Annotated in this window: 18 protein-coding genes and 1 riboswitch; of the genes, 12 read left to right on the top strand and 6 right to left on the bottom strand. The window is 65.4% G+C overall.

Annotated elements, in window-relative coordinates; genetic code table 11:
- Positions 1-34: 34 nt before the first annotated feature.
- Both D580_RS0107360 and D580_RS0107355 read left to right on the top strand, forming a co-directional pair.
- Positions 35-5,953, top strand: a complete 5,919-nt coding sequence (locus D580_RS0107360) for an Hpt domain-containing protein (protein WP_018953763.1) — start codon at positions 35-37, stop codon at positions 5,951-5,953.
- Positions 5,954-5,985: 32 nt separating this feature from the next.
- A complete protein-coding gene (locus tag D580_RS0107355) occupies positions 5,986-6,453 on the top strand; it encodes a chemotaxis protein CheW (RefSeq protein ID WP_012639435.1) in 468 nt (155 codons plus the stop codon).
- A gap of 135 nt (positions 6,454-6,588) precedes the next feature.
- Here D580_RS0107355 and D580_RS0107350 read toward each other — a convergent pair whose 3' ends face one another.
- Positions 6,589-7,323 carry a 16S rRNA (uracil(1498)-N(3))-methyltransferase gene (locus D580_RS0107350; RefSeq protein WP_026289798.1) on the bottom strand — a complete coding sequence of 245 codons (735 nt, stop codon included), beginning with the start codon at positions 7,321-7,323 and terminating at the stop codon, positions 6,589-6,591.
- A 212-nt stretch (positions 7,324-7,535) separates the two neighbouring features.
- Here D580_RS0107350 and D580_RS0107345 point away from each other — a divergent pair, with 212 nt between their 5' ends.
- Positions 7,536-8,375 (top strand): phosphate/phosphite/phosphonate ABC transporter substrate-binding protein, encoded by an 840-nt coding sequence (locus D580_RS0107345; protein WP_231363518.1) that lies wholly within the window; start codon positions 7,536-7,538, stop codon positions 8,373-8,375.
- A gap of 447 nt (positions 8,376-8,822) precedes the next feature.
- On the opposite strand, the gene metF is transcribed toward D580_RS0107345, so the two are convergent.
- The 3 genes from metF to metK form a co-directional block, all read right to left on the bottom strand.
- Complete coding sequence (gene metF, locus D580_RS0107340; protein WP_018953760.1) at positions 8,823-9,683, bottom strand: methylenetetrahydrofolate reductase [NAD(P)H]; 861 nt, start codon at positions 9,681-9,683, stop codon at positions 8,823-8,825.
- 116 nt (positions 9,684-9,799) lie between these two features.
- Complete coding sequence (ahcY, locus tag D580_RS0107335; protein ID WP_018953759.1) at positions 9,800-11,212, bottom strand: adenosylhomocysteinase; 1,413 nt, start codon at positions 11,210-11,212, stop codon at positions 9,800-9,802.
- A gap of 18 nt (positions 11,213-11,230) precedes the next feature.
- Positions 11,231-11,312: riboswitch (S-adenosyl-L-homocysteine riboswitch) on the bottom strand.
- A 174-nt stretch (positions 11,313-11,486) separates the two neighbouring features.
- The gene (metK, locus tag D580_RS0107330) at positions 11,487-12,662 is read right to left on the bottom strand and encodes a methionine adenosyltransferase (RefSeq protein WP_018953758.1); all 1,176 of its coding nucleotides are present in this window, start codon (positions 12,660-12,662) and stop codon (positions 11,487-11,489) included.
- A 503-nt stretch (positions 12,663-13,165) separates the two neighbouring features.
- On the opposite strand from metK, the gene tkt reads away from it, so the two are divergent.
- The 6 genes from tkt (at position 13,166) to D580_RS0107300 (ending at position 20,984) form a co-directional block, all read left to right on the top strand.
- The gene (gene tkt / locus D580_RS0107325; RefSeq protein ID WP_026289797.1) at positions 13,166-15,163 is read left to right on the top strand and encodes a transketolase; all 1,998 of its coding nucleotides are present in this window, start codon (positions 13,166-13,168) and stop codon (positions 15,161-15,163) included.
- Between the two features lie 92 nt (positions 15,164-15,255).
- A complete protein-coding gene (gene gap, locus D580_RS0107320; RefSeq protein WP_012639428.1) occupies positions 15,256-16,254 on the top strand; it encodes a type I glyceraldehyde-3-phosphate dehydrogenase in 999 nt (332 codons plus the stop codon).
- Between the two features lie 216 nt (positions 16,255-16,470).
- The gene (locus tag D580_RS0107315; protein WP_018953756.1) at positions 16,471-17,649 is read left to right on the top strand and encodes a phosphoglycerate kinase; all 1,179 of its coding nucleotides are present in this window, start codon (positions 16,471-16,473) and stop codon (positions 17,647-17,649) included.
- Between the two features lie 66 nt (positions 17,650-17,715).
- A complete protein-coding gene (gene pyk / locus D580_RS0107310; protein ID WP_018953755.1) occupies positions 17,716-19,158 on the top strand; it encodes a pyruvate kinase in 1,443 nt (480 codons plus the stop codon).
- Between the two features lie 89 nt (positions 19,159-19,247).
- The gene (fba, locus tag D580_RS0107305; protein ID WP_018953754.1) at positions 19,248-20,312 is read left to right on the top strand and encodes a class II fructose-bisphosphate aldolase; all 1,065 of its coding nucleotides are present in this window, start codon (positions 19,248-19,250) and stop codon (positions 20,310-20,312) included.
- Between the two features lie 270 nt (positions 20,313-20,582).
- On the top strand, positions 20,583-20,984 hold the full coding sequence (locus tag D580_RS0107300; RefSeq protein ID WP_018953753.1) for a CPCC family cysteine-rich protein: 402 nt from the start codon (positions 20,583-20,585) through the stop codon (positions 20,982-20,984).
- Positions 20,985-21,258: 274 nt separating this feature from the next.
- Here D580_RS0107300 and bioD read toward each other — a convergent pair whose 3' ends face one another.
- Complete coding sequence (gene bioD / locus D580_RS0107295; protein WP_018953752.1) at positions 21,259-21,939, bottom strand: dethiobiotin synthase; 681 nt, start codon at positions 21,937-21,939, stop codon at positions 21,259-21,261.
- A gap of 114 nt (positions 21,940-22,053) precedes the next feature.
- A complete protein-coding gene (locus D580_RS0107290) occupies positions 22,054-22,944 on the bottom strand; it encodes a phosphoribosylaminoimidazolesuccinocarboxamide synthase (RefSeq protein ID WP_018953751.1) in 891 nt (296 codons plus the stop codon).
- A gap of 191 nt (positions 22,945-23,135) precedes the next feature.
- Here D580_RS0107290 and purE point away from each other — a divergent pair, with 191 nt between their 5' ends.
- The 3 genes from purE (at position 23,136) to D580_RS0107275 (ending at position 25,427) form a co-directional block, all read left to right on the top strand.
- Positions 23,136-23,636 (top strand): 5-(carboxyamino)imidazole ribonucleotide mutase, encoded by a 501-nt coding sequence (purE, locus tag D580_RS0107285; protein WP_018953750.1) that lies wholly within the window; start codon positions 23,136-23,138, stop codon positions 23,634-23,636.
- A complete protein-coding gene (locus D580_RS0107280; RefSeq protein WP_018953749.1) occupies positions 23,633-24,754 on the top strand; it encodes a 5-(carboxyamino)imidazole ribonucleotide synthase in 1,122 nt (373 codons plus the stop codon). Before purE ends, D580_RS0107280 begins: the two co-directional genes overlap by 4 nt.
- A gap of 85 nt (positions 24,755-24,839) precedes the next feature.
- Positions 24,840-25,427, top strand: coding sequence for a class I SAM-dependent methyltransferase (locus D580_RS0107275; RefSeq protein WP_018953748.1), 588 nt, complete (start codon positions 24,840-24,842; stop codon positions 25,425-25,427).
- The last annotated feature ends 30 nt before the right edge of the window (positions 25,428-25,457 follow it).

Genomic DNA, 25,457 nt, shown 5'->3' with positions numbered 1-25,457 from the left:
CATTCGCCCGTTCCCACAAGCAGCCAGGTGTGCCATGACTGACGAGACCATCGAGTACAGCGCCCTGCACTGGGTGAAGAAGGAGCTGGACGCGCTGCTCAACGAGGCACGCGTCGCGCTGGAGTCCTACATCGAGGACGACGCCCAGACCGACAAGCTGGCGGACACGGAGTCCAAGCTTCGACAGGTCAACGGCACCCTGCAGATGGTGGAGCTGCACGGCGCCGCCCTGCTCGCCGAGGAGATGGTGCGCCTCACCCAGGCGGTGCGCGACGGCAGTGTCACCAGCCGTGACGACGCCTTCGAGGTGCTGATGCGGGCCATCCTGCAGCTGCCCGATTACCTTGAACACATCCAGACCGGCCATCGGGACATCCCCATCGTCCTGCTGCCCCTCCTCAACGATCTGCGCACCACCCGCAACGCCAGCCTGATGTCCGAGAATGTGCTGTTCTTCCCGGACATGGAAGGCATCATGGATCGCGACGAGGGCGAGACCGAGGTCAGGCCCAGCGGCGAGGACATCCGTGAACTGGCACGCCGCAGCCGCCATCACTACCAGCTCGGTCTGCTGGGTCTGTTCCGCAACCGCGACGTACCCCAAAGCCTGCAGCGCATCCAGTCGGTGATCGCCGATCTGCGCCGGGCCGCCAGGGATGATGCCGTGCGGCGTCTGTTCTGGGTGGGCGGTGCCGTCGCCGAGGCCCTCGACAGCGGTGCCCTCGAGGCCAGCGTCACGGTCAAGCAGTTGCTGGGACGCATCGATCGCGAGATGCGTGTGCTGATCCAGGACGGTGAGTCCGCCCTGGGCGCGCGCATCCCCGGTGACCTGATCAAGAACCTGCTCTACTACGTGGCCCGCTCCCGTCCCGGCGGCGAGCAGGTGGGCGCGGTCAAGCGTGCCTTCCGCCTCAACGAACTGCTGCCCGAGGGCGCGGATCTGGAAGAGGCCCTGGCCAACATCCGCGGCCCCAACCAGGAGCTGATGGACACGGTCTCCCGCGCCATCCGCGAGGACCTGGCCGAGGTCAAGGATGGCCTGGACGTGTTCATGCACAGCCCCCAGTCCAGGGTGGAAGATCTCAAGCCCCAGGTGGAGAAGCTGCATCGCATGGCCGACACCATGGCCATGCTGGGCATGGCCGAGCCCCGGGAGATGGCCCTGCGCGAGGCCGATACCATCGACGCGCTGATCGCTGCCGGTGACGACGCCAAGGACGATACGCTGCTCATGGATGTGGCCTCCCGCCTGCTCAACATGGAGGCGGCGGTCAACGGCCTGGTGGCCTCCCGAGGGCGTGCCGGTGCACGTGCGGGACTGCTGCCCGATGCCCTGGGCGAGCTGTCCGCGGCCGAGTCGCGCACCATCATCAATTCCATGCTGCGCGAGGCCCTGGCCGACATGACCCGGGCCAAGAGCGGCATCCTCGACTTTGTGGCCGAGCCCGCCGGCATCGAGCATCTGAACGAGGTCCCGGCGACCCTGCAGCGGGTGGGCGGTGCGCTCTCCATCCTGTCGCTGGAAGGGGTGGAGGAGGTGCTGCGAGGCATCCGCGACTACGTGCAGGCAGGCATCCTGGCCACTGGCAAGGTCCCCCCTGCAGAGCAGCAGGAGGCCCTGGCCGAAGCCATCACGGCGGTGGAACTCTATCTGGAGACCCTGGACTCAGGTAGCGGCGATCCTCGCCCGATGCTGGAGACCGCACGGGCCTGCGTGGCCCGCCTGAATACGCCCGCGATCCTGTCCGCCGACGAGACCCTGATCGTCACCCCGGAACATGGGCTGTCGATGCCTGCCGTCGACGATGATGCGACCTGGATGACACCCCGCGCCGGGGTGGCTGCAGAAATGCCGGAGGCACCCGAGGCGGAAGCCCCGGCCTCGGTCCAGGCGGCACAGCCTGCCGAGGAGATCGTGGCCGCTCCGGCGCCGGAGCCAGTGCCCGAACCAGAGCCGCAGCGCTTCCCGGTGCTTTCCGGCGAGGTGGACGAGGAGATCAAGGAGATCTTTCTGGAAGAGGCCCAGGAAGAGATCGAGCGCATCAGCGAATACCTGCCGCGCTGGCGGGAGAACCCTGCCGATCAGGAGGCGCTCACCACGGTGCGCCGCTCCTATCACACCCTCAAGGGCAGCGGCCGTCTGGTCGGCGCCCTGCTGCTGGGTGAGTTTGCCTGGTCCATGGAAAATCTGCTCAACCGCATCATCGACCAGAGCGTATCACCCGGCCCGGCCGTCTATGCCCTCCTGGGCGAGGCCCTGAGGATGCTGCCCGTGTTGCGCGAGCAGATCGAGGGGGCCGAGGGCGATGAGCCCGGCACCTATGCGCTGATGGAACGGGCTCACGCCCTAGCCCGCGGTGACTCAGCGCCTGCCAGGCCCACGCCTCCGGCGGCACCGCCTGCCGAGCCCCTGGTGAGCGCAGCACCGGCTGAGCAAATCGAGGCCTCCGAACCCGCTTGGTCTGGCGAGGATGTGCCCACGGTGATCCTGGACCGCGAGGATCTGGATTTCGGCAACCTGAATGTGCAGACCCCCGTCGCCGCCGAGTCCGCTCCGCAGGCCGATGACACCCTGACAGGTCTCGCATCCGAGGGCGGTTTCGATCTGTCTCTGGAGGCGGGGTCGGATGAGGACACCCTGGCCCTGGAAGAGACCGGGCTGTCCCTGGAGGATCTGGATGTCGGCGCTGGGGCCGAGGAACTGAACGAACTCGAGCCGCGTGACGGCGGATTCGGCAGCATCGAGGCAATGCCCGAAGTGTCTTCCCTGAGGTTTGAATCCGAGTTGCTCGAGGAGCCTGAGCTCGGACCTGCCCAGCGGGAAGCCGATACGGTGATCTCCACCCCGGCCGGGCTGCCCGATCAGCACGAGGCGGAAACCCGCTTCATGGCCAGGGCCACGGTGCCGGGCATGGAGCCGACGCCGGACGAGGCAGTGCCGCCGGTGGCCCAGCGCATGGACCCGGCCCTGTTCGAGATCTTCCGTAACGAGGCCACCCAGCATCTCAACACCCTGCGTAGCCAGCTGGAGGGCGCGTCCCGGGAAGACGGCGGGATGCCGGTCACCGACGCCCTGCTGCGCGCGGTTCACACCCTCAACGGCGCGGCACGCACCGCGGAGGTCCCCGAGATCTTCGAGGTCTGTGCGCCCTGCGAGCGCTACGTCAAGGCGCGCGCGGACACCGAGGCCTTCGTGCCTGGCGCTGCCCTGCCCGGGTTCTGGGCGCTCATCGAGCATGTCAGCGGCGTGATCGAGGCCCTGGGCCGGGGCGAGGATCCCCTGCCTTCCGGCGAGCGACTGGCCGAAGACATGCAGGCGATGCTGGATGCGGAACTGGCACGTCAGGAAACGGTTCGCCAGGAGGAGGCACGCCAGTCGGCGGCCGCCCTGGCCGCGGCCGCCGCAGCTGCCGTTCCGGCGCAGCCCGCACCCACCGAGGCCGTCACCTACGACGAGCAGGACCAGGAGCTGGTGGACATCTTCCTGGAAGAGGGTGGCGAGATCCTGGATGCCAGCGACAACCTGCTGGAGTCCTGGCGTCACAACCTGAACGATCAGGGCATCATTGCCGAGATCCAGCGTCAGCTGCATACCCTCAAGGGCGGCGCCCGCATGGCGGGTCTGCGGCCCATCGGCGATCTGAGCCATGCCCTGGAGACCCTGGTGATCGACATCACCGAGGGCCGTGGCCAGGCGCAGCCCGCCATGCTGGACGTGGTGGCCCAGTCCCTGGACACCCTGAGCCGACAGCTGGAACAGGCCCGCCGGCGTGAGCCGCTGATCACCGCCCCGGATCTGATCGCGCGGCTTTCCGGTTTCAAGGCCGGCGAGGCCGAGGCCCCCGCCGAACAGGCCGCGCCGTCAGTGCCCGAGATCGTCTCCATCGCCGAGGAGATTCCAGCCCAGTCCCCGGTCGAGGAAGAGATCGTCATCGAGGAGATCCCGGCCGACGACGAATCCCCCCGCCTGAGCGTGGACGAACTCCCGGACGAGACGCTGGAGCTGGTGGAAGAGCCGGGCTACGGCGGCGGTGAGCCCACCCTGACCGAGATCCCCGAGGTGCCTGCTGCGGCGGCGCCGTCAGAAGAGCCGGCTCGGGCTGGCGCCCGTGCGGCCGCCGACAGCGGTCCCCAGGAGCTGGTGCGTGTGCGCTCCGAGGTGCTGGACAACCTGGTGAACTACGCGGGCGAGGTGAACATCTACCACGCCCGCCTGGAGCAGCAGATCACCGGTTTCCGTTTCAACCTGGGCGAGTTGTCCCAGACCGTGACCCGTCTGCGCGAGCAGCTCCGCAAGCTGGAGATGGAGACCGAGGCGCAGATCCTGTTCCGCTACGAGCAGGAGAAACAGGACCACGAGATCGCCGAGGATTTCGATCCGCTGGAGATGGACCGCTACTCCAACATCCAGCAGCTGTCCCGGGCCCTGGCCGAATCCATCAACGACCTGGTGAGTATCCAGGACATCCTCTCCGACCAGGTGCGCGACTCCGAGACCCTGCTGCTGCAGCAGTCCCGCGTGAGTACCGACCTGCAGGAAGGCCTCATGCGCACGCGCATGGTGCAGTTCTCCAACATGGTGCCGCGACTGCGCCGCGTGGTGCGCCAGACGGCCACGGAACTGGGCAAGCGGGTGGAGCTGGATATCCAGGGTGAAGGCAGCGAACTGGACCGCTCCGTGCTCGAGCGCATGGTCTCGCCCCTGGAGCACATGCTGCGCAACGCCGTGTATCACGGCATCGAGTCAGCGGACAAGCGCCGCGCCGCGGGCAAGGCCGAAGCGGGTCACATCGACATCCAGGTCACCCGCGAAGGCTCCGAGGTGGTGATCCGGGTCAGCGACGATGGCGGCGGCATCAACCTGGACGCCGTGCGCAGCAAGGCCATGCGCCTGGGTCTGATCAAGGGCGATGAGGCGCTAACCGACGAGGACATCATGCAGTTCATCCTCGAGTCCGGTTTCTCCACCGCCCAGGAGGTCAGCCAGATCTCCGGACGCGGCGTAGGCATGGACGTGGTGAACAGCGAGATCAAGCAGCTGGGCGGCACCCTGAGCATCGAGACCGTGCCCGGCAAGGGCACCCGCTTCACGGTGCGCCTGCCCTTCACCCTGGCCATCAACCAGGCCCTGCTGGTGCAGGTGGGCGAGGACATCTACGCCGTGCCCCTGTCCAGCATTGAAGGCATCGTGCGCGTGCGTGGCGGTGACCTGGCCCGCTACTACGAGGAGGCCAATCCCACCTACGACTATGCCGGCAACACCTACGAGGTGAAACACCTGGGTGCCCTGTTGGAGGTCTCCCAGCCCAACCTGCACGCCATGGACGTGATGTACCCCGTGCTGCTGGTGCGTTCCGGTGATCACCGCATCGCCCTGCACGTGGACGGCCTGCTGGGCAGCCGTGAGGTGGTGATCAAATCGGTGGGGCCGCAGGTGGCCAAGGTGCGTGGTATCTCCGGTGCCACCATCCTGGGTGATGGCCGCGTGGTGTTGATCCTGGACGTGCCGGCCCTGGTGCGCATCGGTGCCGGTGTGCAGCTGGTCTACCGGGCGCCGGAAGGCGAGGCCGCCGAGGCGGTAGAGCACATCCCTACGGTCATGGTGGTGGACGACTCCATCACCATCCGCAAGGTCACGGCGCGCATGCTGGAGCGCAACCACTATCGGGTTATCACGGCGAAGGACGGTCTCGACGCCGTGGCCCAGCTCCAGGAACATGTGCCCGACGTGATGCTGCTGGATATCGAGATGCCGCGCATGGACGGCTATGAGCTGGCCACCCATATCCGCAATGACAGCCGGCTCAAGGAGATCCCGATCATCATGATCACCTCCCGTACCGGCGAAAAGCACCGCCAGCGTGCCCTGGACATCGGCGTGAACCGCTACCTGGGCAAGCCCTACCAGGAGGCGGATCTGCTCGCCAACATCCAGGACATCCTGGCCCAGTGATGGCGGCAAAACACAGGAATCTTGATTGACCCATGAGTGACGCCCAGGAAAGCCTCAGCTGCTTCATCGTCCCGGTGACGGAGCATCACCTGCTCCTGCCCCAGCCGGCCGTGGCCGAGGTGGTGACCCAGCAGTTCATGCGCGAGATCCCCGGCGCGCCGCCGTGGCTCACCGGCCTGGTGGAGTGGCGCAACGAACAGGTGCCGGTGGTGTCCGTGGAGACCCTCATGGGCGCCGCCCCCGAGCCGCGCAACCGCCTGCAGCGCATGCTGGTGATGCATGGCCTGGAGCAGTTCCCGGGGCTCACCTACTACGCCCTGCAGGTGCGTGGCATTCCCCACCCCCTGAAGATCCGTCCCCAGGACCTGGAGGCTTCATCGGAGCCCGACCCTGGTGACGGCAGCATCGCCCGGCGCGTGCGCGCCAGCGGTGTGACCTGCCTGATCCCCACCCTGGAGCGCATCGAGGGGTTGCTCAAGGAATACCTGCAGAGGCTTTGAAGCGAAGCTTCAAAGCAGTGGCAAGTCTCAAGTGGCTAGTAGCAAGGCAACACCACCCTCACCCCGACCCTCTCCCTGTGGGAGAGGGAGAAATGCGGTGGTTTCCCTTGCTACTAGCCACTTGAGACTTGCCACTTACCTCAAATCCCCCCAGATCCCCTGAATCACCGCCAGTGCCGCCACCCCGGCGGTCTCCGTGCGCAGGATCCTCGGGCCCAGGCGCACCGGGGTGAAGCCCCGGTGCCGGGCGGCCTGGATCTCCGTCTCGTCCAGTCCGCCCTCGGGTCCGATCAGCAGACTGACCGCTCCTTCGGGCGGTGCAAGTCCGGGCAGGCCGGTGTCCGCGCGCGGGTCCAGGACCAGGCCCAGGCCGTGGTCTGGCGGGCTTCCCAGCCATTCCTGGAATGACATCACCGAGCCCAGCTCGGGCAGCTCGTTGCGTCCGCATTGTTCGCAGGCGCTGATCACCACGCCGCGCCAGTGTTCCATGCGGTTCTCCAGGCGCCGGGGATCACCCGGTGTCTGGCTGCGCTGGGTGAGCACCGGCTGGATCCTGCTCACCCCCAGTTCCGTGGCCTTCTGCAGGCTGTAGTCCATGCGGTCCCCCTTGGAGATGCCCTGCACCAGGGTAACGTTGAGACGCGGACGCGTGGTTGCCGGGTCGAATCCGGTCAGTGTCACGCTCGAGTGGCGTTTCTGGGCCTCGCTCAGGCTGGCCCGGTATTCGCCGCCCTGGCCGTTGAACAGCACGAGTTCCGCGCCGGGACGCAGGCGCAACACCTGCACCACATGCCGGTGAGCCCGTTCGTCCAGGTCAATGGTCTGGCCGACGGCGAGGGACTGGTTCAGGTACAGGCGTGTGGTTCGCATGAACATGGACTCGCTGAAGGGGCGGAGCTGCTAACGACATGTGCCGGTTGTCTGGTGAATGCTCGGGAAATTCGGAAAGCACCGCCCGTGACGGTGAATCCTGCTTGCATATGCTACACAATGACGCCGCCGGTCAGACCGGCCAATGACATCAAAAAATTATCGACCTCGGATCGAACCAAATGGTACGGGGCATCTCAGAGGTGAACGACATGAAAGGCATTCGTGGCCGCATCCTGCGGCAGGTTGTGCTGTGGACCGGGCTGTGGCTTGCGATCGGTCAGCCCCTGGCACAGGAGCCCCTGGTATTCAGCGCGGCACCACGGGAGACCCCCGAGCAGGGTGCGCAGCTGTATGGCCCCCTGGTAGAGCGTATGAGCGAAGTGCTGGGCGTGCCGGTGATCTATCGGCATCCTGGCAGCTGGCTCACCTACCAGCGGGACATGCGCAATGACGCCTATGACATTCTGCTGGACGGCCCCCATCTGATTGCCTGGCGCATGGCCGAGTTGAATCACCGGCCCGTGGCGAGGATGCCCGGCACGCTGCGCTTTTACCTGATCGTGCGGGAGGACAATGAGAGTGTCGCCGAGATGCGCGACCTGGTGGCCCGCAAGATCTGCTCCGTGGCGCCGCCGAACCTGGCACCCCTGGTGATGCTGGCCGAATATCCGGACGTGATCCGTCAGCCGGTGATCCACTCCGCCCGGCACGGCATACGCCAGGCCTTCGACGAATTCCGCGCCGGGGAGTGTGATGCCGTCGCACTGCCCACCAACTTCTACCACAACCAGTTGAGCGACGAAGATCGTCGAGGAACCCGCATCCTGTTCGAAAGCCAGCCCCTGCCCAACCAGGGCTTCAGCGTCAGTGCGCGGGTGGATGAAGTGCAGTCAGCGCGCCTGCGTGAATTGATTACCGCCACGAACGAGCCGGCCGTGGCGGCTGTCCTGCGGACCTTTGCCCGGGATGCGCAGGGGTTCATCCCCGCAAACGACGATGAGTACCGGCCCCATGACCGTCTGCTCAAGGGCGTGCTGTTCGGCTGGTAGATGGCCTGTTCACCCCCGTCATAGGGCGGGCCGTGCCCGCCGTTCCGCAGCCGTGCCCCGGTCTGCGGCGGCCAGGGGCCGACCTGTGATTCTGTTCGCTGGCAGGCCCGAGGGGCTTGCACGAAAAAGGGCGGCCCGATGGGCCGCCCTTTTTCGTGCGCTGCCTGGTCGACCGGATGATTCAGGACACTAGCCCGCATATCTCACCGGTCGGACACCGGCGGGCGCGCAACAGGTTGATATATAACTGGAATACGTTGAAATGGTCGCCAACCTCAGCATGACAGACTGTTCCCGCCGGAGTCCTATCGCGGTTCAGGCTCGTCTTCGCGCCCGTAGGCTTGCTCTTCACTCAACCCATAGCTACGGCTATGAGTTTCGCTCCAGAGCGGCGCCTACGGGCACGAATCCTTCGCCTGCTCCCGCGATCCCGATGAGATATGCGGGCTAGCGTCCGCCGAGGCCCAGGTTGTTCCAAATCGCCAGGGTCGGGCCGGCCTGGTTCATGGTGTAGAAGTGCAGGCCTGGCGCCCCGGCCTCCAGCAGTTTCTCGCACAAGCGGGTCACCACGTCCTCGCCGAAGGCCCGGATGGCGGCAGTGTCATCACCGAAACCTTCCAGGCGCTTGCGGATCCAGCGCGGAATGTCGGCACCGCAGGCGTCCGAGAAGCGCGCCAGCTGGGTGTAGTTGGTGATGGGCATGATGCCGGGCACGATGGGTAGGGTCACGCCCATCTTCTCGCAGCTGTCTACGAAGTGGTAATAGGCATCGGCGTTGTAGAAGTACTGGGTGATGGCCGAATCGGCGCCTGCATCCACCTTGCGCTTGAAGTTCTCCAGGTCCTTTTCGTAGCTGGGTGCCTGGGGATGCATCTCCGGGTAGGCGGCCACCTCGATGAAGAAGTGATCGCCGGTCTCCTGCCGGATGAATTCCACCAGTTCGTTGGCGTAGCGCAGCTCGCCCGGCTCGCCGCGCATGCCCGATGGCATGTCGCCGCGCAGGGCGACGATGTGGCGGATGCCGTTGTTGCGATACAGGTCCAGGATCTCGCGGATATGCTCCCGCGTGGAACCGATGCAGGAGAGGTGCGGTGCCGCCTCGAAGCGGGCATCGCGCTGGATCTCCAGCACCGTGTCCAGGGTGCGCGCCTGGGTCGAACCGCCGGCGCCGTAGGTGACGGAGAAGAACTTGGGTTTCAGTTCGGCCAGGGCCTCTCGGGCCTTGCGCAGTTTCTCCGCGCCCTCGTCGGTCTTGGGCGGGAAGAACTCGAAGCTGAATACTTTCTCGTATGCTTTCTGGGATTTCATGGCGATCAACGGAAAGGGGTGAGGAGTAAGGGGTAAGGAAAGGGGACAGACACAAGGCATAGGGTGCAAGGAGGCAGCCCCCCTTGCACCCTGTATCTTCTGCCTTGTACCTGCCTTTAATACCGGTAGTGTTCCGGCTTGAAGGGGCCGTCCACCGGCAGACCCAGGTACCTGGCCTGCTCCTCGGTGAGCCGGGTGAGCTTGGCGCCGATCTTCTTCAGATGCAGGGCCGCCACCTTTTCGTCCAGGTGCTTCGGCAGCACGTAGACCTCGTTCTTGTAGCGGTCGCCGTGGCAGAAGAGCTCGATCTGGGCCATCACCTGGTTGGTGAAGGAGTTGGACATCACGAAGCTCGGGTGGCCCGTGCCGCAGCCCAGGTTCACCAGCCGGCCTTCGGCCAGCAGGATGATGCGCTTGCCGTCCGGGAAGATCACGTGATCCACCTGGGGCTTGATGTTCTCCCAGGGGTGTTTGCGCAGGGACGCCACGTCGATCTCGGAGTCGAAGTGACCGATGTTGCACACGATGGCCTGGTTCTTCATGGCCGCCATGTGGTCGTGGGTAATCACGTTCTTGTTGCCGGTGGCGGTGACGAAGATATCCGCCTTGTCGGCGGCCTCGTCCATGGTCACCACCCGGTAACCCTCCATGGCCGCCTGCAGGGCGCAGATGGGATCGATCTCGGTGATCCACACGGTGGCGCCGAGGCCGCGCAGGGACTGGGCACTGCCCTTGCCCACGTCACCGTAACCGCACACCACGGCGATCTTGCCCGCAATCATCACGTCGGTGGCGCGCTTGATGGCGTCCACCAGGGACTCGCGACAGCCGTAGAGGTTGTCGAACTTGGACTTGGTGACCGAGTCGTTCACGTTGATGGCGGGGAAGGGCAGGGTGCCCTCCTTCTGCATGTGATAGAGACGATGCACGCCCGTGGTGGTCTCCTCGGTCACGCCGCGGATGTTCTTCTTGATGTTGGAATACCAGTTGGGCGATTCGGCCAGGCGCTTCTTGATGGAGGCGAACAGGGCGCGCTCCTCCTCGTTGCCCGGATTCTCCAGCACGGAAGGGTCGGTCTCCGCCTTGGTGCCCAGGATGATCAGCAGGGTGGCATCGCCGCCGTCGTCCAGGATCATGTTGGGGGTGCCACCGTCGTGCCAGTCGAAGATGCGGTGGGCGTAGTCCCAGTAGTCATCCAGGGTCTCCCCCTTGTAGGCGAACACCGGGGTGCCGTTGGCGGCGATGGCCGCGGCGGCGTGGTCCTGGGTGGAGTAGATGTTGCAGGAGGCCCAGCGGACCTCGGCGCCCAGGGCCTCCAGGGTCTGGATCAGTACCGCGGTCTGGATGGTCATGTGCAGGCTCCCGGCGATGCGGGCGCCCTTGAGCGGCTGGTCCTTGGCGTATTCCTCGCGCACCGCCATCAGGCCGGGCATCTCGGTCTCGGCGATGGCGATTTCCTTGCGGCCGAAGTCGGCCTGGTTGATGTCGGCGACGATGTAGTCGTGCTTCGGGTTCATCACAGCATTCATGGGTCGATCTCCATGGTTGTCGGATGAGCGCCGTTACTACGGTTGTTGCGCCGTGCCGAGCCTGACGGGGCTGAAACCCGCTGCAGCGCTCCTCGACACGTAACAAACCGCGGCTACTTGTCCGCGGGTACTTCAAGATCGTCTGTGAACTGCAAACCGCGACGCAAAGGCGCGAAGACGCAAAGGCCCGCAAAGTAAATCTTTGTGTTTTAAAACCAAAAAACCTTTGCGTTACTTCGCGTCTTCGCGCCTTTGCGTCGCAGTTATATAAAAATCACTTCAGCCCCGCTGCCGCTGCCAGATCGGCGGCCTTGTCGGTGCGTTCCCAGGGCAGGTCCAGGTCCTCGCGGCCGAAGTGGCCGTAGGCGGCGGTGCCGCGGTAGATGGGGCGCAGCAGGTCCAGCATGGTGATGATGCCCCAGGGGCGCAGGTCGAAGTGCTCGCGCACCAGTTCGACGATGCGCCGGTCGGCCACCTTGCCGGTGCCGAAGGTCTCGATGCTGATGGAGGTGGGCCTGGCCACGCCGATGGCGTAGGAGACCTGGATCTCGCAGCGGTCCGCCAGACCCGCGGCGACGATGTTCTTGGCCACGTAGCGCCCGGCGTAGGCGGCGGAGCGGTCCACCTTCGAGGGGTCCTTGCCGGAGAAGGCCCCGCCGCCGTGGCGGGCCATGCCGCCGTAGGTGTCGACGATGATCTTGCGCCCGGTCAGGCCGCAGTCGCCCACCGGGCCGCCGATGACGAACTTGCCGGTGGGGTTGATGTGGATGTTCTCGGCCGGGCAGGCGTCCAGCCAATGGGCGGGCAGCACGGGCTTGAGGATCATGTCCATGACCGCGTCGCGCAGGTCCTTCTGGTCGATCTCCGGATCGTGCTGGGTGGAGAGCACCACCGCATCAATGCCCACCGGCTGGCCATCCTCATAACGGAAGGTGATCTGGCTCTTGGCATCCGGGCGCAGCCAGGACAGCTCGCCGTGCTTGCGCACCTCGGCCTGGCGGCGCACCAGGTTATGGGCGTAGAAGATCGGCGCCGGCATCAGGTTCTCGGTCTCGTTGCTGGCATAGCCGAACATCAGACCCTGGTCGCCGGCACCCTGGTTTTCCCGGTTGCTCACGTCCCGGTCCACGCCCTGGGCGATGTCCGGGGACTGCTTGCCGATGGCGTTGAGCACGGCGCAGGTGTTGCCGTCGAAGCCCACGTCCGAATGGTTGTAGCCGATGTCCACCACCACTTCGCGCACCAGGGTCTCGTAGTCCACGTTGGCGTGGGTGGTGATCTCGCCCGCCAGCACCACCATGCCGGTCTTCACCAGGGTCTCGCAGGCCACCCGGGCATGGGGGTCCTGGGCGAGGATGGCGTCCACGATGGCGTCGGAGACCTGGTCGGCCATCTTGTCGGGATGACCCTCGGAAACGGACTCGGAAGTGAACAGGTAATTGTTTTTCATGCTTTTTCTGATGCTCCGTCAGAATGGCCCTGGTGATCGGGCCGCACGTAGTTCGCTTGGGCCCAAAGAGTGCGGATTGTAGCCGATTTAGTCTTGCGAATGCATCCCAACGGAGATAGGGAGGGCTCCGTAGCGGTTTCGTAAATCCTTTTTAAATCATTTGTTTGATAGGGTATTGGCGACCGGGGGTCGGGTGTCCTCCCGAGGGCTGTCAGGGGGCTTCGACGCGGGGCAGGCTTGCCCCGCATGGCCCACTCGGGGAAAATGCTTCGCTCCATGCCGGCGGCAGGGGGTCCGTGCTGCGCCGATTTCCAGCACCCACAGGGGCGCTGGATGTTCGAGCGCCACTCTCGCCACGCGCCGGCCGCAGGACCGCATTCCCCGGATCGTGCTTAAGACATCGACCGGGCCGCCGCCCCACCACAACCATCAAAAACAGGGGCGGCCCGGAGCAGATTGATGAAACCCGAAGCCTTTTCACTTTTATCTTGCAGGAGATCCTTATGCCTTCCCGTAGAGAGCTAGCCAACGCCATCCGTGCGCTCAGCATGGATGCGGTCCAGAAGGCCAACTCCGGTCACCCCGGCGCCCCCATGGGCATGGCCGACATCGCCGAGGTGCTGTGGAACGACTACATGAAGCACAACCCGGCCAACCCCAAGTGGGCCGACCGCGACCGCTTCGTCATGTCCAACGGCCACGGCTCCATGTTGGTCTACTCTCTGCTGCACCTCACCGGCTACGACCTGCCCATGGATGAGCTGAAGAACTTCCGTCAGCTGCACTCCAAGACCCCCGGTCACCCTGAATACGGCTACACCCCCGGCGTCGAGACCACCACCGGCCCCCTGGGCCAGGGCATCACCAACGCCGTGGGCATGGCCATCGCCGAGAAGGCCCTGGCCGCCCACTTCAACCGCGACGGCCACGCCGTGGTGGACCACAACACCTACGTGTTCCTGGGCGATGGCTGCCTGATGGAAGGCATCTCCCACGAGGCCTGCTCCCTGGCCGGCACCCTGGGCCTGGGCAAGCTGATCGCCTTCTACGACGACAACGGCATCTCCATCGACGGCGAGGTGGAAGGTTGGTTCACCGACGACACCCCGAAGCGTTTCGAGGCCTATGGTTGGCACGTGGTGCCCAATGTGGACGGCCATGATGCCGAGGCGGTGAAACAGGCCATCGAGGCCGCGCGTGCGGTCACCGACAAGCCTTCCATCATCTGCTGCAAGACCGTGATCGGTTTCGGTTCCCCCAACAAGCAGGGCAAGGAAGAGTGTCACGGCGCGCCCCTCGGCGATGACGAGATCAAGCTGGCCCGCGAGACCCTGGGCTGGAAACACGAGCCCTTCGTGATCCCCGACGAGATCTACGCCGGCTGGAACGCCCGCGACAAGGGCGCCGCGGCCGAGGCTGCCTGGAACAAGGCCTTCGCCGAGTATGAAAAGGCCCACCCGGAACTGGCCGCCGAGTTCAAGCGCCGCATGAGCGGAGAACTGCCCGCCGACTGGCAGGAAAAGGCCGGCGCCTACATCAAGGCCGCCGTCGACAAGGCCGAGTCCATTGCCTCCCGCAAGGCCTCCCAGAACGCCATCGGCGGCTACGCCCCGGCCCTGCCGGAACTGCTGGGCGGCTCCGCCGACCTGGCCGGCTCCAACCTGACCCTGTGGAAGGGTTCCAAGGGTATCAGCAAGGAAGACGGTGACGGCAACTACGTGTTCTACGGCGTGCGTGAGTTCGGCATGTCCGCCATCATGAACGGCATCGCCCTGCATGGCGGTTTCATCCCCTACGGCGGTACCTTCCTGATCTTCTCCGACTACGCCCGCAACGGCATCCGCATGTCCGCGCTCACCAAACAGCGGGTGATCTACGTGCTGACCCACGACTCCATCGGTCTGGGCGAAGACGGCCCCACCCATCAGCCGATCGAGCAGGTGAGCAGCCTGCGCATCATCCCCAACATGTCCCTATGGCGCCCCTGTGACGCCGTGGAGACGGCGGTGGCCTGGAAGGCGGCTATCGAGCGGACCGCCGGTCCCACCTCCCTGATCCTGTCCCGTCAGAACCTGCCTCACCAGGCCCGTAGCGCCGAGCAGGTGGCGAGCATCGCCAAGGGCGGCTACATCCTCAAGGACACCGACGGCACCCCCGACGCCATCATCATCGCCACCGGATCCGAGGTGGGCATCGCCATGGAAGCGGCCGAGAGCCTGGCCGGCAAGGGCAGGAAGGTGCGTGTGGTCTCCATGCCCTGCGCCGATCTGTTCGACGCCCAGGACGCCGCCTACCGCGAGGCCGTGCTGCCCAAGGCCGTGCGTGCCCGGGTGGCCGTGGAGGCCGGTGTCACCGGCTTCTGGCTCAAGTACGTGGGCCTCGACGGCCGCGTGGTGGGCATCGACCGCTTCGGTGAATCCGCCCCCGGCGGCACCCTGATGAAGGAGTTCGGCTTCACCGCCGAGAACGTCGCAAGGGCCGTGGAAGAGGTCCTCGCCTGATCCCGGAACGGTTCTAGACCCGCGCCCCGGTGCAGGGCGCGGGCCGCAAATAACAGGTTTTTTACACGCTACGACGAGTAGGAGAGTGAGACATGACGATTAAAGTCGGTATTAACGGTTTCGGCCGCATCGGCCGCATGGCCTTCCGCGCCATCGCCAAGGACTTCCCCGAGATCGAGGTGGTTGCCATCAACGACCTGCTGGATCCGGACTACCTGGCCTACATGCTCAAGTTCGACTCCGTGCACGGGCGCTTCAACGGCGAGATCTCCGTGGAGGGCAACAACCTGGTGGTCAACGGCAAGAAGATCCGCCTGACCGCCGAGCGCGACCCCGCCAACCTGAAGTGGAACGAGGTCGGTGCCGACATCGTGATCGAATCCACCGGCTTCTTCCTGAGCGAAGACGTGGCCAGCAAGCACATCGAGGCCGGCGCCAAGAAGGTGGTGATGTCCGCCCCCTCCAAGGACGCAACCCCCATGTTCGTCTACGGCGTGAACCACGACAGCTACAAGGGTCAGGCCATCATCTCCGCCGCCTCCTGCACCACCAACTGCCTGGCCCCCGTGGCCAAGGTGCTCAATGACAGCTTCGGCATCAAGCGCGGCCTGATGAGCACCGTGCACGCCGCCACCGCCACCCAGAAGACCGTGGACGGTCCTTCCGCCAAGGACTGGCGCGGCGGCCGCGGCATCCTGGAGAACATCATCCCGTCCTCCACCGGCGCCGCCAAGGCCGTGGGCAAGGTGCTGCCCGAACTGAACGGCAAGCTGACCGGTATGGCCTTCCGCGTGCCCACCTCCGACGTGTCCGTGGTGGACCTGACCGTGGAGCTCAACAAGGAAGCCTCCTACGAGGACATCTGCAAGGCCATGAAGGCCGCCTCCGAAGGCCCCCTGAAGGGCGTGCTGGGCTACACCGACGAGAAGGTGGTCTCCACCGACTTCCGCGGCGTGAGCATGCCGTCCATCTTCGATGCCGAGGCCGGCATCCAGCTGGATCCCACCTTCGTGAAGGTGGTCTCCTGGTACGACAACGAGTACGGCTACACCTGCAACATGCTGCGTGTGGTCAAGCACATCGGCCAGTAAGCAGTGTGATCCCCGGATGCCGCGCGCGGCATCCGGGGTCTTCATGGATCGGAGAGCTGTTTGTTAAGACCTTTGGCATGGATGTCGCGAAGCGACACCTTTCCCCCCTCGCCTGCTTGCGGCAGAGGGTCGGGGTGAGGGACACGGCTCAGCCGTGCACACGGTTTTAACAAACATCTTTCAGACTTTTCATTCAGCCTTTATAGGAGTTGTCTCATGTCCGTCATCAAGATGACCGACCTGGATCTGGCCGGCAAGCGCGTGCTCATCCGTGAAGACCTCAACGTCCCCGTCAAGGATGGCAAGGTCACCTCCGACGCGCGCATCCGCGCCAGCCTGCCCACCATCGAGCACGCCATGAAGGCGGGCGCCAAGGTGATGCTCATGTCTCACCTGGGCCGCCCTGAAGAGGGCGTGTTCAGCGAGGAGGATTCCCTCAAGCCTGTGGCCGAGCACCTGTCCGGCCTGCTGGGCAAGGAAGTGCGCCTGGTGCGGGATTACCTCGACGGCGTGGATGTCGCCGACGGTGAGGTGGTGCTGCTGGAGAACGTGCGCTTCAACAAGGGCGAGAAGAAGAACGAGGAAGGCCTGTCCCGCAAGTACGCCGCCCTGTGCGACGTCTACGTGATGGATGCCTTCGGCACCGCCCACCGCGCCCAGGCCTCCACCCACGGCGCCGGCCTGTATGCCCCCGTGGCCTGCGCCGGTCCGCTGCTGGCCGCCGAGCTGGAGGCCCTGGGCAAGGCCCTGGACAACCCCAGGCGTCCCCTGGTGGCCATCGTCGGCGGCTCCAAGGTCTCCACCAAGCTCACCGTGCTGGAGTCCCTGTCCAAGGTGGTTGACCAGCTGATCGTGGGTGGCGGCATCGCCAACACCTTCATCGCCGCTCAGGGTCATCCCGTGGGCAAATCCCTGTACGAGGCCGATCTGGTGGACGAGGCCAAGCGCCTGATGGCCGCCGCCAAGGCCAAGGGCGGTGACATCCCCGTGCCCACCGACGTGGTCACCGGCAAGGAGTTCTCCGAGTCCACCCCGGCCAGCACCAAAAAGGTCTCCGAGGTCGCCGACGACGATATGATCTTCGATGTCGGTCCAGACACCGCCGCTTCCTACGCGGACATGCTCAGAAAGGCCGGCACCATCGTCTGGAACGGCCCCGTGGGCGTGTTCGAGTTCGACCAGTTCGCCGCGGGCACCAAGGCCCTGGGCGAGGCCATCGCCGAGAGCGACGCCTTCTCCATCGCCGGTGGCGGCGACACCCTGGCCGCCATCGACAAGTACGGCCTGGCCTCGCGCATCTCCTACATCTCCACTGGCGGCGGCGCCTTCCTGGAGTTCCTGGAAGGCAAGAAGCTGCCCGCCGTTGCGATGCTCGAAGAGCGCGCCAAGGGCTGATCCCCGTGCCGTGGGTGGCCGGGGCCAGCCGCCCCGGCGCCCCGGCCAACCCGAGATTTCATTCTGATGAGAAGAACCAAGATCGTTGCCACCCTCGGCCCGGCCACGGACAGCCCTGCCGTGCTGGAAAAGCTGGTCAGTGCCGGCGTCGACGTGGTGCGCATCAATTTCTCCCACGGCAAGGCAGACGAGCACCGCCGCCGGGCCCAGATAATCCGCGAGGCCGCCGACAAGGTGGGCCGCGTGGTGGGCATCCTGGGTGACCTGCAGGGCCCCAAGATCCGTATCGCCCGCTTCGCCGAAGGCGAGGTGGAGCTGAACGAGGGCGATGCCTTCGTGTTCGACGCAAGCCTGGGCGATGACGAGGGCAACCGCGAGCGCGTGGGCCTCACCTACAAGGACCTGCCCAACGACGTGCATGCCGGTGACACCCTGCTGCTGGATGACGGCCGCCTGGTGTTCAGCGTGGATCGCGTGGACGGCCCTGCCATCTACACCCGTGTGGTGGTGGGCGGTACCCTGTCCAACAACAAGGGCATCAACCGCCAGGGCGGAGGCCTGTCCGCGCCCGCCATCACCGCAAAGGATCGCGAGGACATCCGTCTCGCCGCGGAACTCGGGGTGGACTATCTCGCGGTCTCCTTCCCCCGCACCGCCGACGACGTGCACCTGGCCCGGGAGTTGTTGCGCGAGGCCGGTGGACACGGCGCCATCTGTGCAAAGATCGAGCGCGCCGAGGCCATGGATGCCATCGACGAGCTCATCCTCGCTTCCGATGTGATCATGATCGCCCGTGGTGACCTGGGTGTGGAGATCGGTGATGCGGAACTGCCCGGGGTACAGAAGACCCTGATCCAGCGGGCCCGGACCCTCAACCGGGTGGTGATCACCGCCACCCAGATGATGGAGTCCATGATCCTGAACCAGATCCCCACCCGCGCCGAGGTGTTCGACGTGGCCAACGCGGTGCTGGACGGCACCGACGCGGTGATGCTCTCCGGCGAGACCGCCACCGGCCGTTACCCGGTCAAGACCGTGGCTGCCATGGGCCGTATCTGCGAGGCCGCCGAGCGCCAGCGCAGCGCGCGGGTCTCCCACCATCGCATGGACAGCCGCTTCGAGCGGGTGGACGAGGCCATCGCCATGGCCACCATGTACACCGCAAATCACCTGGATGTGCGCGCCATCGCGGCGCTCACCGAGTCCGGTTCCACGGCCCTGTGGATGTCGCGCATCAGTTCCGGCATCCCCATCTACGCCTTGACGCGCCATGAGCACACGCGTAGAAAACTCACCCTCTACCGCGGCGTTTACCCTGTGGCCTTCGAGGCGGTGCAGACCAGCCACGCGGAGACCAACCGCCAGGTGGTGGACCTGCTCATCAGCGAGGGCATCGTCACCGATGGCGACCTGGTGATCATCACCAAGGGCGATCTGGCCGGGGTCATGGGCGGCACCAATGCCATGAAGATTGTGCGGGTAGGCGAGCTCATCGAGAGCGGCGCGTGAGGCGTCTGTCCGCGAGACGATTTACTATACTCATCAACCCGTTTGGTCCTGAAATCCAAACCACAAGCGAAACGCAATAGGAGGTCTGTATGGCCCTGATTTCTCTGAGACAGCTGCTGGATCATGCCGCCGAACACGGCTATGGCATGCCGGCCTTCAACGCCAACAACATGGAGCAGGTGCATTCGATCATGCAGGCCGCCGATGAGGTGGATGCGCCGGTGATCATCCAGGCCTCCGCGGGCGCCCGCAAGTACGCCGGCGAGCCCTTCCTGCGCCACCTGATCATCGCCGCCGTGGAGCAGTACCCGCACATCCCCATCGTGCTCCACCAGGACCATGGCTCCGAGCCCGCCGTGTGCTTCCGCTCCATCCAGTCCGGCTTCACCTCCGTCATGATGGACGGCTCCCTGATGCCCGACATGAAGACCCCGGCCACCTACGAGTACAACGTGGACGTGACCCGCAAGGTCTCCGAGATGGCCCACGCCCTGGGCGTGTCCGTGGAAGGCGAGCTGGGCTGCCTGGGCAGCCTTGAAACCGGTATGGCCGGCGAGGAAGACGGCTCCGGCGCCGAGGGCGTGCTGGACCACTCCCAGCTGCTGACCGACCCGGACGAGGCCGCGGACTTCGTCAAGAAGACCGGCGTGGACGCCCTGGCTATCGCCATCGGCACCTCCCACGGCGCCTACAAGTTCACCCGTCCGCCCACCGGTGACATCCTGGCCATCAACCGCATCAAGGAGATCCACGCCCGCATCCCCAACACCCACCTGGTGATGCACGGTTCCTCCTCTGTGCCCCAGGAGTGGCTGCAGATCATCAACAACTACGGCGGCGACATGGGTCAGACCTACGGCGTGCCCGTGGAAGAGATCCAGGAAGGCATCAAGCACGGCGTGCGCAAGGTCAATATCGACACCGACCTGCGCATGGCCTCCACCGGCGCCATCCGCAAATTCCTGGCCGAGAACCCCAAGGAGTTCGACCCCCGCAAGTTCCTGAAGGCCTCCACCGTGGCCATGAAGGACATCTGCAAGGCCCGCTACGAGGCCTTCGGTTGCGCCGGCATGGCCTCCAAGATCAAGCCCCTCTCCCTGGAGGAGATGACCGCCCGTTACAAGAGCGGCGAGCTGGATCCCAAGGTCAACTAAGACCCGTCACCGTGCGGGACCTTGGTCCCGCATCGATTGTACTGAAAGGCACAGGGGTTCGCCCCTGTGCCTTTTTTGCGCGGGTTGTGGAAAAGCCTTCAACGCAAAGGCGCAAAGGCGCAAAGGTTTTGATGAAAAAATCCTGATCTTTTGCGTTCTCTGCGTCTTTGCGCCTTTGCGTTGAAGGCACTTGATTTCAAGTTGTCGCAACGGCGCCCTCGGCTTACCCTTGATGAAGGCGTGAGGGTGTGCGGATGCGGGAGGTGTGTGATGATGATGTCGTTTGGCGAGGCCAAGTTTCCCTGCCCCGTGTGCGGCTACCAGGTCTTCGACATGCCGCCGGGCAGCCATCATCGCTGTCCCATCTGCTGCTGGGAAGACAACCTGGTGCAGTTGCGTTTTCCCCTCATGCCCGGCGGCTCCAACACCGTGTCCCTGGAGCGTGCGCAGCAGAACTACCGGGAGTTCGGCGCAGCCGAGCGGCGCCACGAGGGCATGGGGCGCAAACCGGTGGGTGAGACCCGGGACACCCAATGGCGTCCCCTGGATCCTGCGCGGGACAACATCGAGCAACCCGCCCGGGGTATCGACTACGCCGACAGCTACCCGGTGCTGGACACCACGGTGCTCTACTACTGGAGCGAACGCTACTGGCGGCGCGTGGCCGGATAGGGAGTGGCCGCGGCCTCAAACTGGCAAGGATGGTTAGCCTCGGCTGCTTTGATTCGCATTCCAGCACCTGAAAGGCGATCCTCTCACGGGGGCACGGAGCCACGGGGGATTCAATCCTGAACGCTTTTCCCGTGCTCCCGGACTCTAAACAGTATTCGTTTTTGTTCGGCTCCAAGGCTTCGATACTAAAACCGTTTCTCTCGCGAAGGCGAGAGATCGAGTCTTTTGTTGTTCCCGTGTCTCCGTGCCCCCGTGAGAGGAAGGGCTTTTCCAGCTACGCACCGTCGCGAAGCCAGCCGGCCAGGATTTCCCAGCCGTCTCCCGTCCGCTTCACCCGCGGAAAGCCGAGGATCGGGCAATCGAGATGCCGTGCCAGGTCCGACCGGTTGTCCATTCCCTCGCGCTGTTCGGTCTCCACTGCGTTCAGCACCACCAGCGCGAGGCGCAGGCCGCGCCGGGCGATGGCCTCGGCGGTGAGCAGCACGTGGTTCATGGTCCCCAGCCGGTCCGGCGCCACCAGCACCACGGGCAGCCCCAGGGCCTCGGCCAGATCGGCATTCAGGCCGTCCTCGGCGAGCGGCGAATAGAAACCCCCGGCGCCTTCCACCACCAGCAGGGCGTCCTGATTTGCATCCGCGAGACAGGCCTGTCTCAGCTGTTCGATGTGCAGCGTTGCGCCGGCCAGGCGGGCTGCCCGGTCGGGCGCGAGGGCGTGGGAGAAACGATAGGGGGTGACGCGGTCCAGGTCCGGGAAGGGTGCGCCCGCCGCTTCGCGCAGGGCGGTACCGTCTGCCGGGAAGAGCTGTCCGTCGCGGACCTCGCAACCGGATTCCACCGGTTTGCGCGGTGTGACGGTGTATCCGCCTTCACGCAGGGCCCGAATCAGCGCGCAGGAGAGGACCGTCTTGCCGATGCCGGTGTCTGTGCCGGTGACGAAGTAGCCGTTTAGAGACATTCAAAATTCAAAATTCAAAATTCAAAATTCAAAGGGAAAAGCGTCTGTTCGGCTGGGCATCGGTTGTCGCATCGCGGTGGTTCCCCCTTTGAATTTTGAATCTTGAATTTTGAATCAGCTTGCCCCAGTAAGCCGCAACAGCGCCTCGCGGTATTTCTCGGTGGTCTTCTGCACCACCTCCGGCGGCAGTTCCGGTCCCGGGGCCTGCTTGTTCCAGTCCAGGGTCTCCAGGTAGTCGCGCACGAACTGCTTGTCGAAGGAGGGCGGGCTGATGCCGGGTCGGTAGGTGTCGGCGGGCCAGAAACGGGAGGAGTCCGGGGTCAGGGCCTCGTCGATCAGGTGCAGCACGCCCTCGTCGTCCAGGCCGAACTCGAACTTGGTGTCGGCGATGATGATGCCGCGCTCAAGGGCGTACTCGGCGGCGGCCTTGTACAGGGCGAGCGCCGTCTGGCGCACCTGGGCGGCCAGCTCCGGGCCCACCAGCTCGGCGGTGTAGTCGAAGTCCACGTTCTCGTCGTGATCCCCCACCGCCGCCTTGGTGGACGGGGTGTAGATGGGCTGCGGCAGCCTGTCAGCCAGCTGCAGACCCGCAGGCAAGGGGTTGCCGCACACCTGGCCGGTCTTCTGGTAGTCCTTCCAGCCGGAGCCGATGAGATAGCCGCGCACCACCGCCTCGATGGGCAGGGCCTTGAGGCGCTTGACCACCAGGCTGCGTCCCTCCAGGGGGGCGCGTTCGGCGGCATCGGGGACTGCCTCGGCGAGGCTCATGTCCGCCAGCTGGTTGGGCACGATGTGCTCAAGCTTGCGAAACCAGAACTCGGAGATCTTCGTCAGCACCTCGCCCTTGCCCGGGATGGGCGTGGGCAGGATCACGTCGAAGGCGGAGATCCGGTCGGTGGTGACGATCAGCAGGTGATCCTCGCCCACGGCATAGAGGTCGCGGACCTTACCCCGGTGGATCAGGGGGAGGGAGGTCAGGTGGCTTTGAAGGAGCGGCTGGGACATCGGCTATGGCGACCTTAGGCTTGATTTCGCGGCCATTTTGAAGTGCGAAGTGTGAATTGGGAAGTGGGGGGTGGAAGGGGGAAGGAGGAATTGGGAAGTGCGAAGTGAGCCCCTTCCAACATCCCAATTCGTACTTCCCCCTTCAAATTTGGTTTATCCTAGGCGATTGTCCACCCTGGTTTTTTGCCAACATGTCTAACGAATCCCCCATCGTCGGCGTGGTCATGGGCAGTCAGAGCGACTGGCCGGTCATGGCCCATGCCGTGGATCAGCTCAAGGCCTTCGGTGTGCCCCACGAGGCCCGGGTGGTCTCCGCCCACCGCACGCCCGACCTGCTGTTTGAATACGCCGAAAGCGCCCGTGAGCGGGGGCTCAAGTGCATCATCGCAGGCGCCGGCGGCGCCGCGCATCTGCCGGGCATGCTGGCGGCCAAGACCACGGTGCCGGTGCTGGGCGTGCCCGTCCCCTCGCGCCATCTGCAGGGGCAGGATTCCCTGCTCTCCATCGTGCAGATGCCCAAGGGCATCCCGGTGGCCACCTTCGCCATCGGCGAGGCCGGTGCCGCCAACGCGGGCCTGTTCGCCGTGGCCATGCTGGCCGCCCAGGATGCCGAACTGGCCGAGCGCCTGGCCGATTTCCGCCGCGAGCTGGCCGAGCAGGTGCTCGCCATGCAGCTGCCGCCCAACCCGTGATCCTGCCCGGCCAGACCCTTGGCATGCTGGGCGGCGGCCAGCTGGGCCGCATGTTCACCGTGGCCGCCCGCACCCTGGGCTACCGGGTGCTGGTGCTGGATCCGGACACCGGCAGTCCCGCCGGCCGCATGGCCGATGAACACCTGCATGCCGCCTACGGCGATGCCTGGGCCCTGGAGCAGATGGCCGTTCGCTGCGCGGTGGTGACCACCGAGTTCGAGAACATCCCCGCCCAGACCCTGGAGACCCTGGCGCGCAAGGTCCCGGTACGCCCGGCGGCCGGCTCGCTCCTGCACACCCAGGATCGCGGTCGCGAGAAGACCTTCATCCGCTCCCTGGGACTCGCCACGGCGGCCTTCGAGGTGGTGACCAGCGCCGACGAGGCCGAGGCCGCGTTTGCCAGGGTGGGCGGACCGGCGATCCTCAAGCGCGCCGCCTTCGGCTATGACGGCAAGGGCCAGATCCCGGTGGACTCCCCGGCGGCGGCCCGTCAGGCCTTCGAGGCCCTGGGCGGGGTGCCCTGCGTGCTGGAACACCGGGTGGACCTGGCCATGGAGATCTCCGTGGTGCTGGCCCGGGGCACGGACGGCGCCACGGTCTGTTATCCCGTGGCCGAAAACATCCACCGGGGCGGCATCCTGCACATGAGCATCGTGCCCGCCCGGGTCACCGAGGCCCAGGCCCGTGCGGCCCGGGAGGCGGCCATCCGGATCGCCGAGGGCCTCGACTACTGCGGTCTCATGGCGGTGGAGTTCTTCATCACCACCGCCGGCGAGCTGCTGGTCAACGAGATCGCGCCGCGCCCCCACAACAGCGGCCACTACACCCTGGATGCCTGCGTCACCTCCCAGTTCGAGCAACAGGTGCGTGCCATCTGCGGCCTGCCCTTCGGCGACACGCGGCTGCTGAGCCCGGTGGTGATGGTCAACCTGCTGGGAGACCTCTGGGCAGACGGTGAGCCGGACTGGTCGGCCCTGTTCACTCACCCCGCGGCCAAGCTGCACCTCTACGGCAAGGCGGAGGCCCGCCCAGGGCGCAAGATGGGGCATTTCTGCGTGCTGGGCGATGACCTGGAGCGCGTGATCGCCGAGGCCGAAGCGATCTTCGGGGCGCTTTGAAGGGCGAATTCAAGATTCAATATTCAAGATTCAAGGGGTGGTATGATCCTTCCGCCCTTGAATGTTGAATCTTGAATTTTGAATTATGCCTTCCCCCGAATACATCGCAAGCCTGCGCGAGGACATCGTCTTCAGCGACACCCTGTGCGGCCAGCCGCTCACCTTCCACACCACCTGGGGCCTGTTCTCCCCCCGGGGCATCGACGCCGGCACGCGCCTGCTGCTGGACCACGTGGAGGTCGGTGAGGCCGATGACTGCCTGGACCTGGGCTGCGGCTACGGCCCCATCGGCCTGACCCTGGCGCGCCTGGCGCCCAGGGGGCGCACCTGCCTGGTGGACAAGGACTTCGTGGCCGTGGACTACAGCAACAAGAACGCCCGCATCAATGGCATCGGCAACGCCGAGGCCTTCCTGAGCAATGGCTTCAGCGCCGTGGGGGATCGCCGTTTCCAGGTCATCACCTCCAACCTGCCGGCCAAGGTGGGCAAGGAGATGCTCTATCTGTATCTCTACGACGCCTTCGAGCACCTGCATCCCGGTGGCCGCCTGTACGTGGTGACCATCACCGGCCTGCGCCGCTTCATCGAGCGGGGCTTCAAGGAGGTGTTCGGCAACTACGACAAGCTCAAGCAGGGCAAGGACTACACCGTGGCCCTGGCCGTGCGGGAGTGACCGGTGCGGGAACGAACCTCCCGCCGTTCG

Origin of the sequence: Thioalkalivibrio sulfidiphilus (assembly GCF_000377945.1) — a bacterium.
Lineage (GTDB): Bacteria > Pseudomonadota > Gammaproteobacteria > Ectothiorhodospirales > Ectothiorhodospiraceae > Thioalkalivibrio_A > Thioalkalivibrio_A sulfidiphilus_A.
This window is presented reverse-complemented; position numbering and strand designations above follow the sequence as displayed.

What these genes read in the sequence shown, in the direction of transcription:
- D580_RS0107360 (WP_018953763.1), top strand. Translation starts at nt 35, where the DNA reads ATGACTGACGAGACCATCGAGTACAGCGCCCTGCACTGGGTGAAGAAG.
- D580_RS0107355 (WP_012639435.1), top strand. Translation starts at nt 5,986, where the DNA reads ATGAGTGACGCCCAGGAAAGCCTCAGCTGCTTCATCGTCCCGGTGACG.
- D580_RS0107350 (WP_026289798.1), bottom strand. Translation starts at nt 7,323, where the DNA reads ATGCGAACCACACGCCTGTACCTGAACCAGTCCCTCGCCGTCGGCCAG.
- D580_RS0107345 (WP_231363518.1), top strand. Translation starts at nt 7,536, where the DNA reads ATGAAAGGCATTCGTGGCCGCATCCTGCGGCAGGTTGTGCTGTGGACC.
- metF (WP_018953760.1), bottom strand. Translation starts at nt 9,683, where the DNA reads ATGAAATCCCAGAAAGCATACGAGAAAGTATTCAGCTTCGAGTTCTTC.
- ahcY (WP_018953759.1), bottom strand. Translation starts at nt 11,212, where the DNA reads ATGAATGCTGTGATGAACCCGAAGCACGACTACATCGTCGCCGACATC.
- metK (WP_018953758.1), bottom strand. Translation starts at nt 12,662, where the DNA reads ATGAAAAACAATTACCTGTTCACTTCCGAGTCCGTTTCCGAGGGTCAT.
- tkt (WP_026289797.1), top strand. Translation starts at nt 13,166, where the DNA reads ATGCCTTCCCGTAGAGAGCTAGCCAACGCCATCCGTGCGCTCAGCATG.
- gap (WP_012639428.1), top strand. Translation starts at nt 15,256, where the DNA reads ATGACGATTAAAGTCGGTATTAACGGTTTCGGCCGCATCGGCCGCATG.
- D580_RS0107315 (WP_018953756.1), top strand. Translation starts at nt 16,471, where the DNA reads ATGTCCGTCATCAAGATGACCGACCTGGATCTGGCCGGCAAGCGCGTG.
- pyk (WP_018953755.1), top strand. Translation starts at nt 17,716, where the DNA reads ATGAGAAGAACCAAGATCGTTGCCACCCTCGGCCCGGCCACGGACAGC.
- fba (WP_018953754.1), top strand. Translation starts at nt 19,248, where the DNA reads ATGGCCCTGATTTCTCTGAGACAGCTGCTGGATCATGCCGCCGAACAC.
- D580_RS0107300 (WP_018953753.1), top strand. Translation starts at nt 20,583, where the DNA reads ATGATGATGTCGTTTGGCGAGGCCAAGTTTCCCTGCCCCGTGTGCGGC.
- bioD (WP_018953752.1), bottom strand. Translation starts at nt 21,939, where the DNA reads ATGTCTCTAAACGGCTACTTCGTCACCGGCACAGACACCGGCATCGGC.
- D580_RS0107290 (WP_018953751.1), bottom strand. Translation starts at nt 22,944, where the DNA reads ATGTCCCAGCCGCTCCTTCAAAGCCACCTGACCTCCCTCCCCCTGATC.
- purE (WP_018953750.1), top strand. Translation starts at nt 23,136, where the DNA reads ATGTCTAACGAATCCCCCATCGTCGGCGTGGTCATGGGCAGTCAGAGC.
- D580_RS0107275 (WP_018953748.1), top strand. Translation starts at nt 24,840, where the DNA reads ATGCCTTCCCCCGAATACATCGCAAGCCTGCGCGAGGACATCGTCTTC.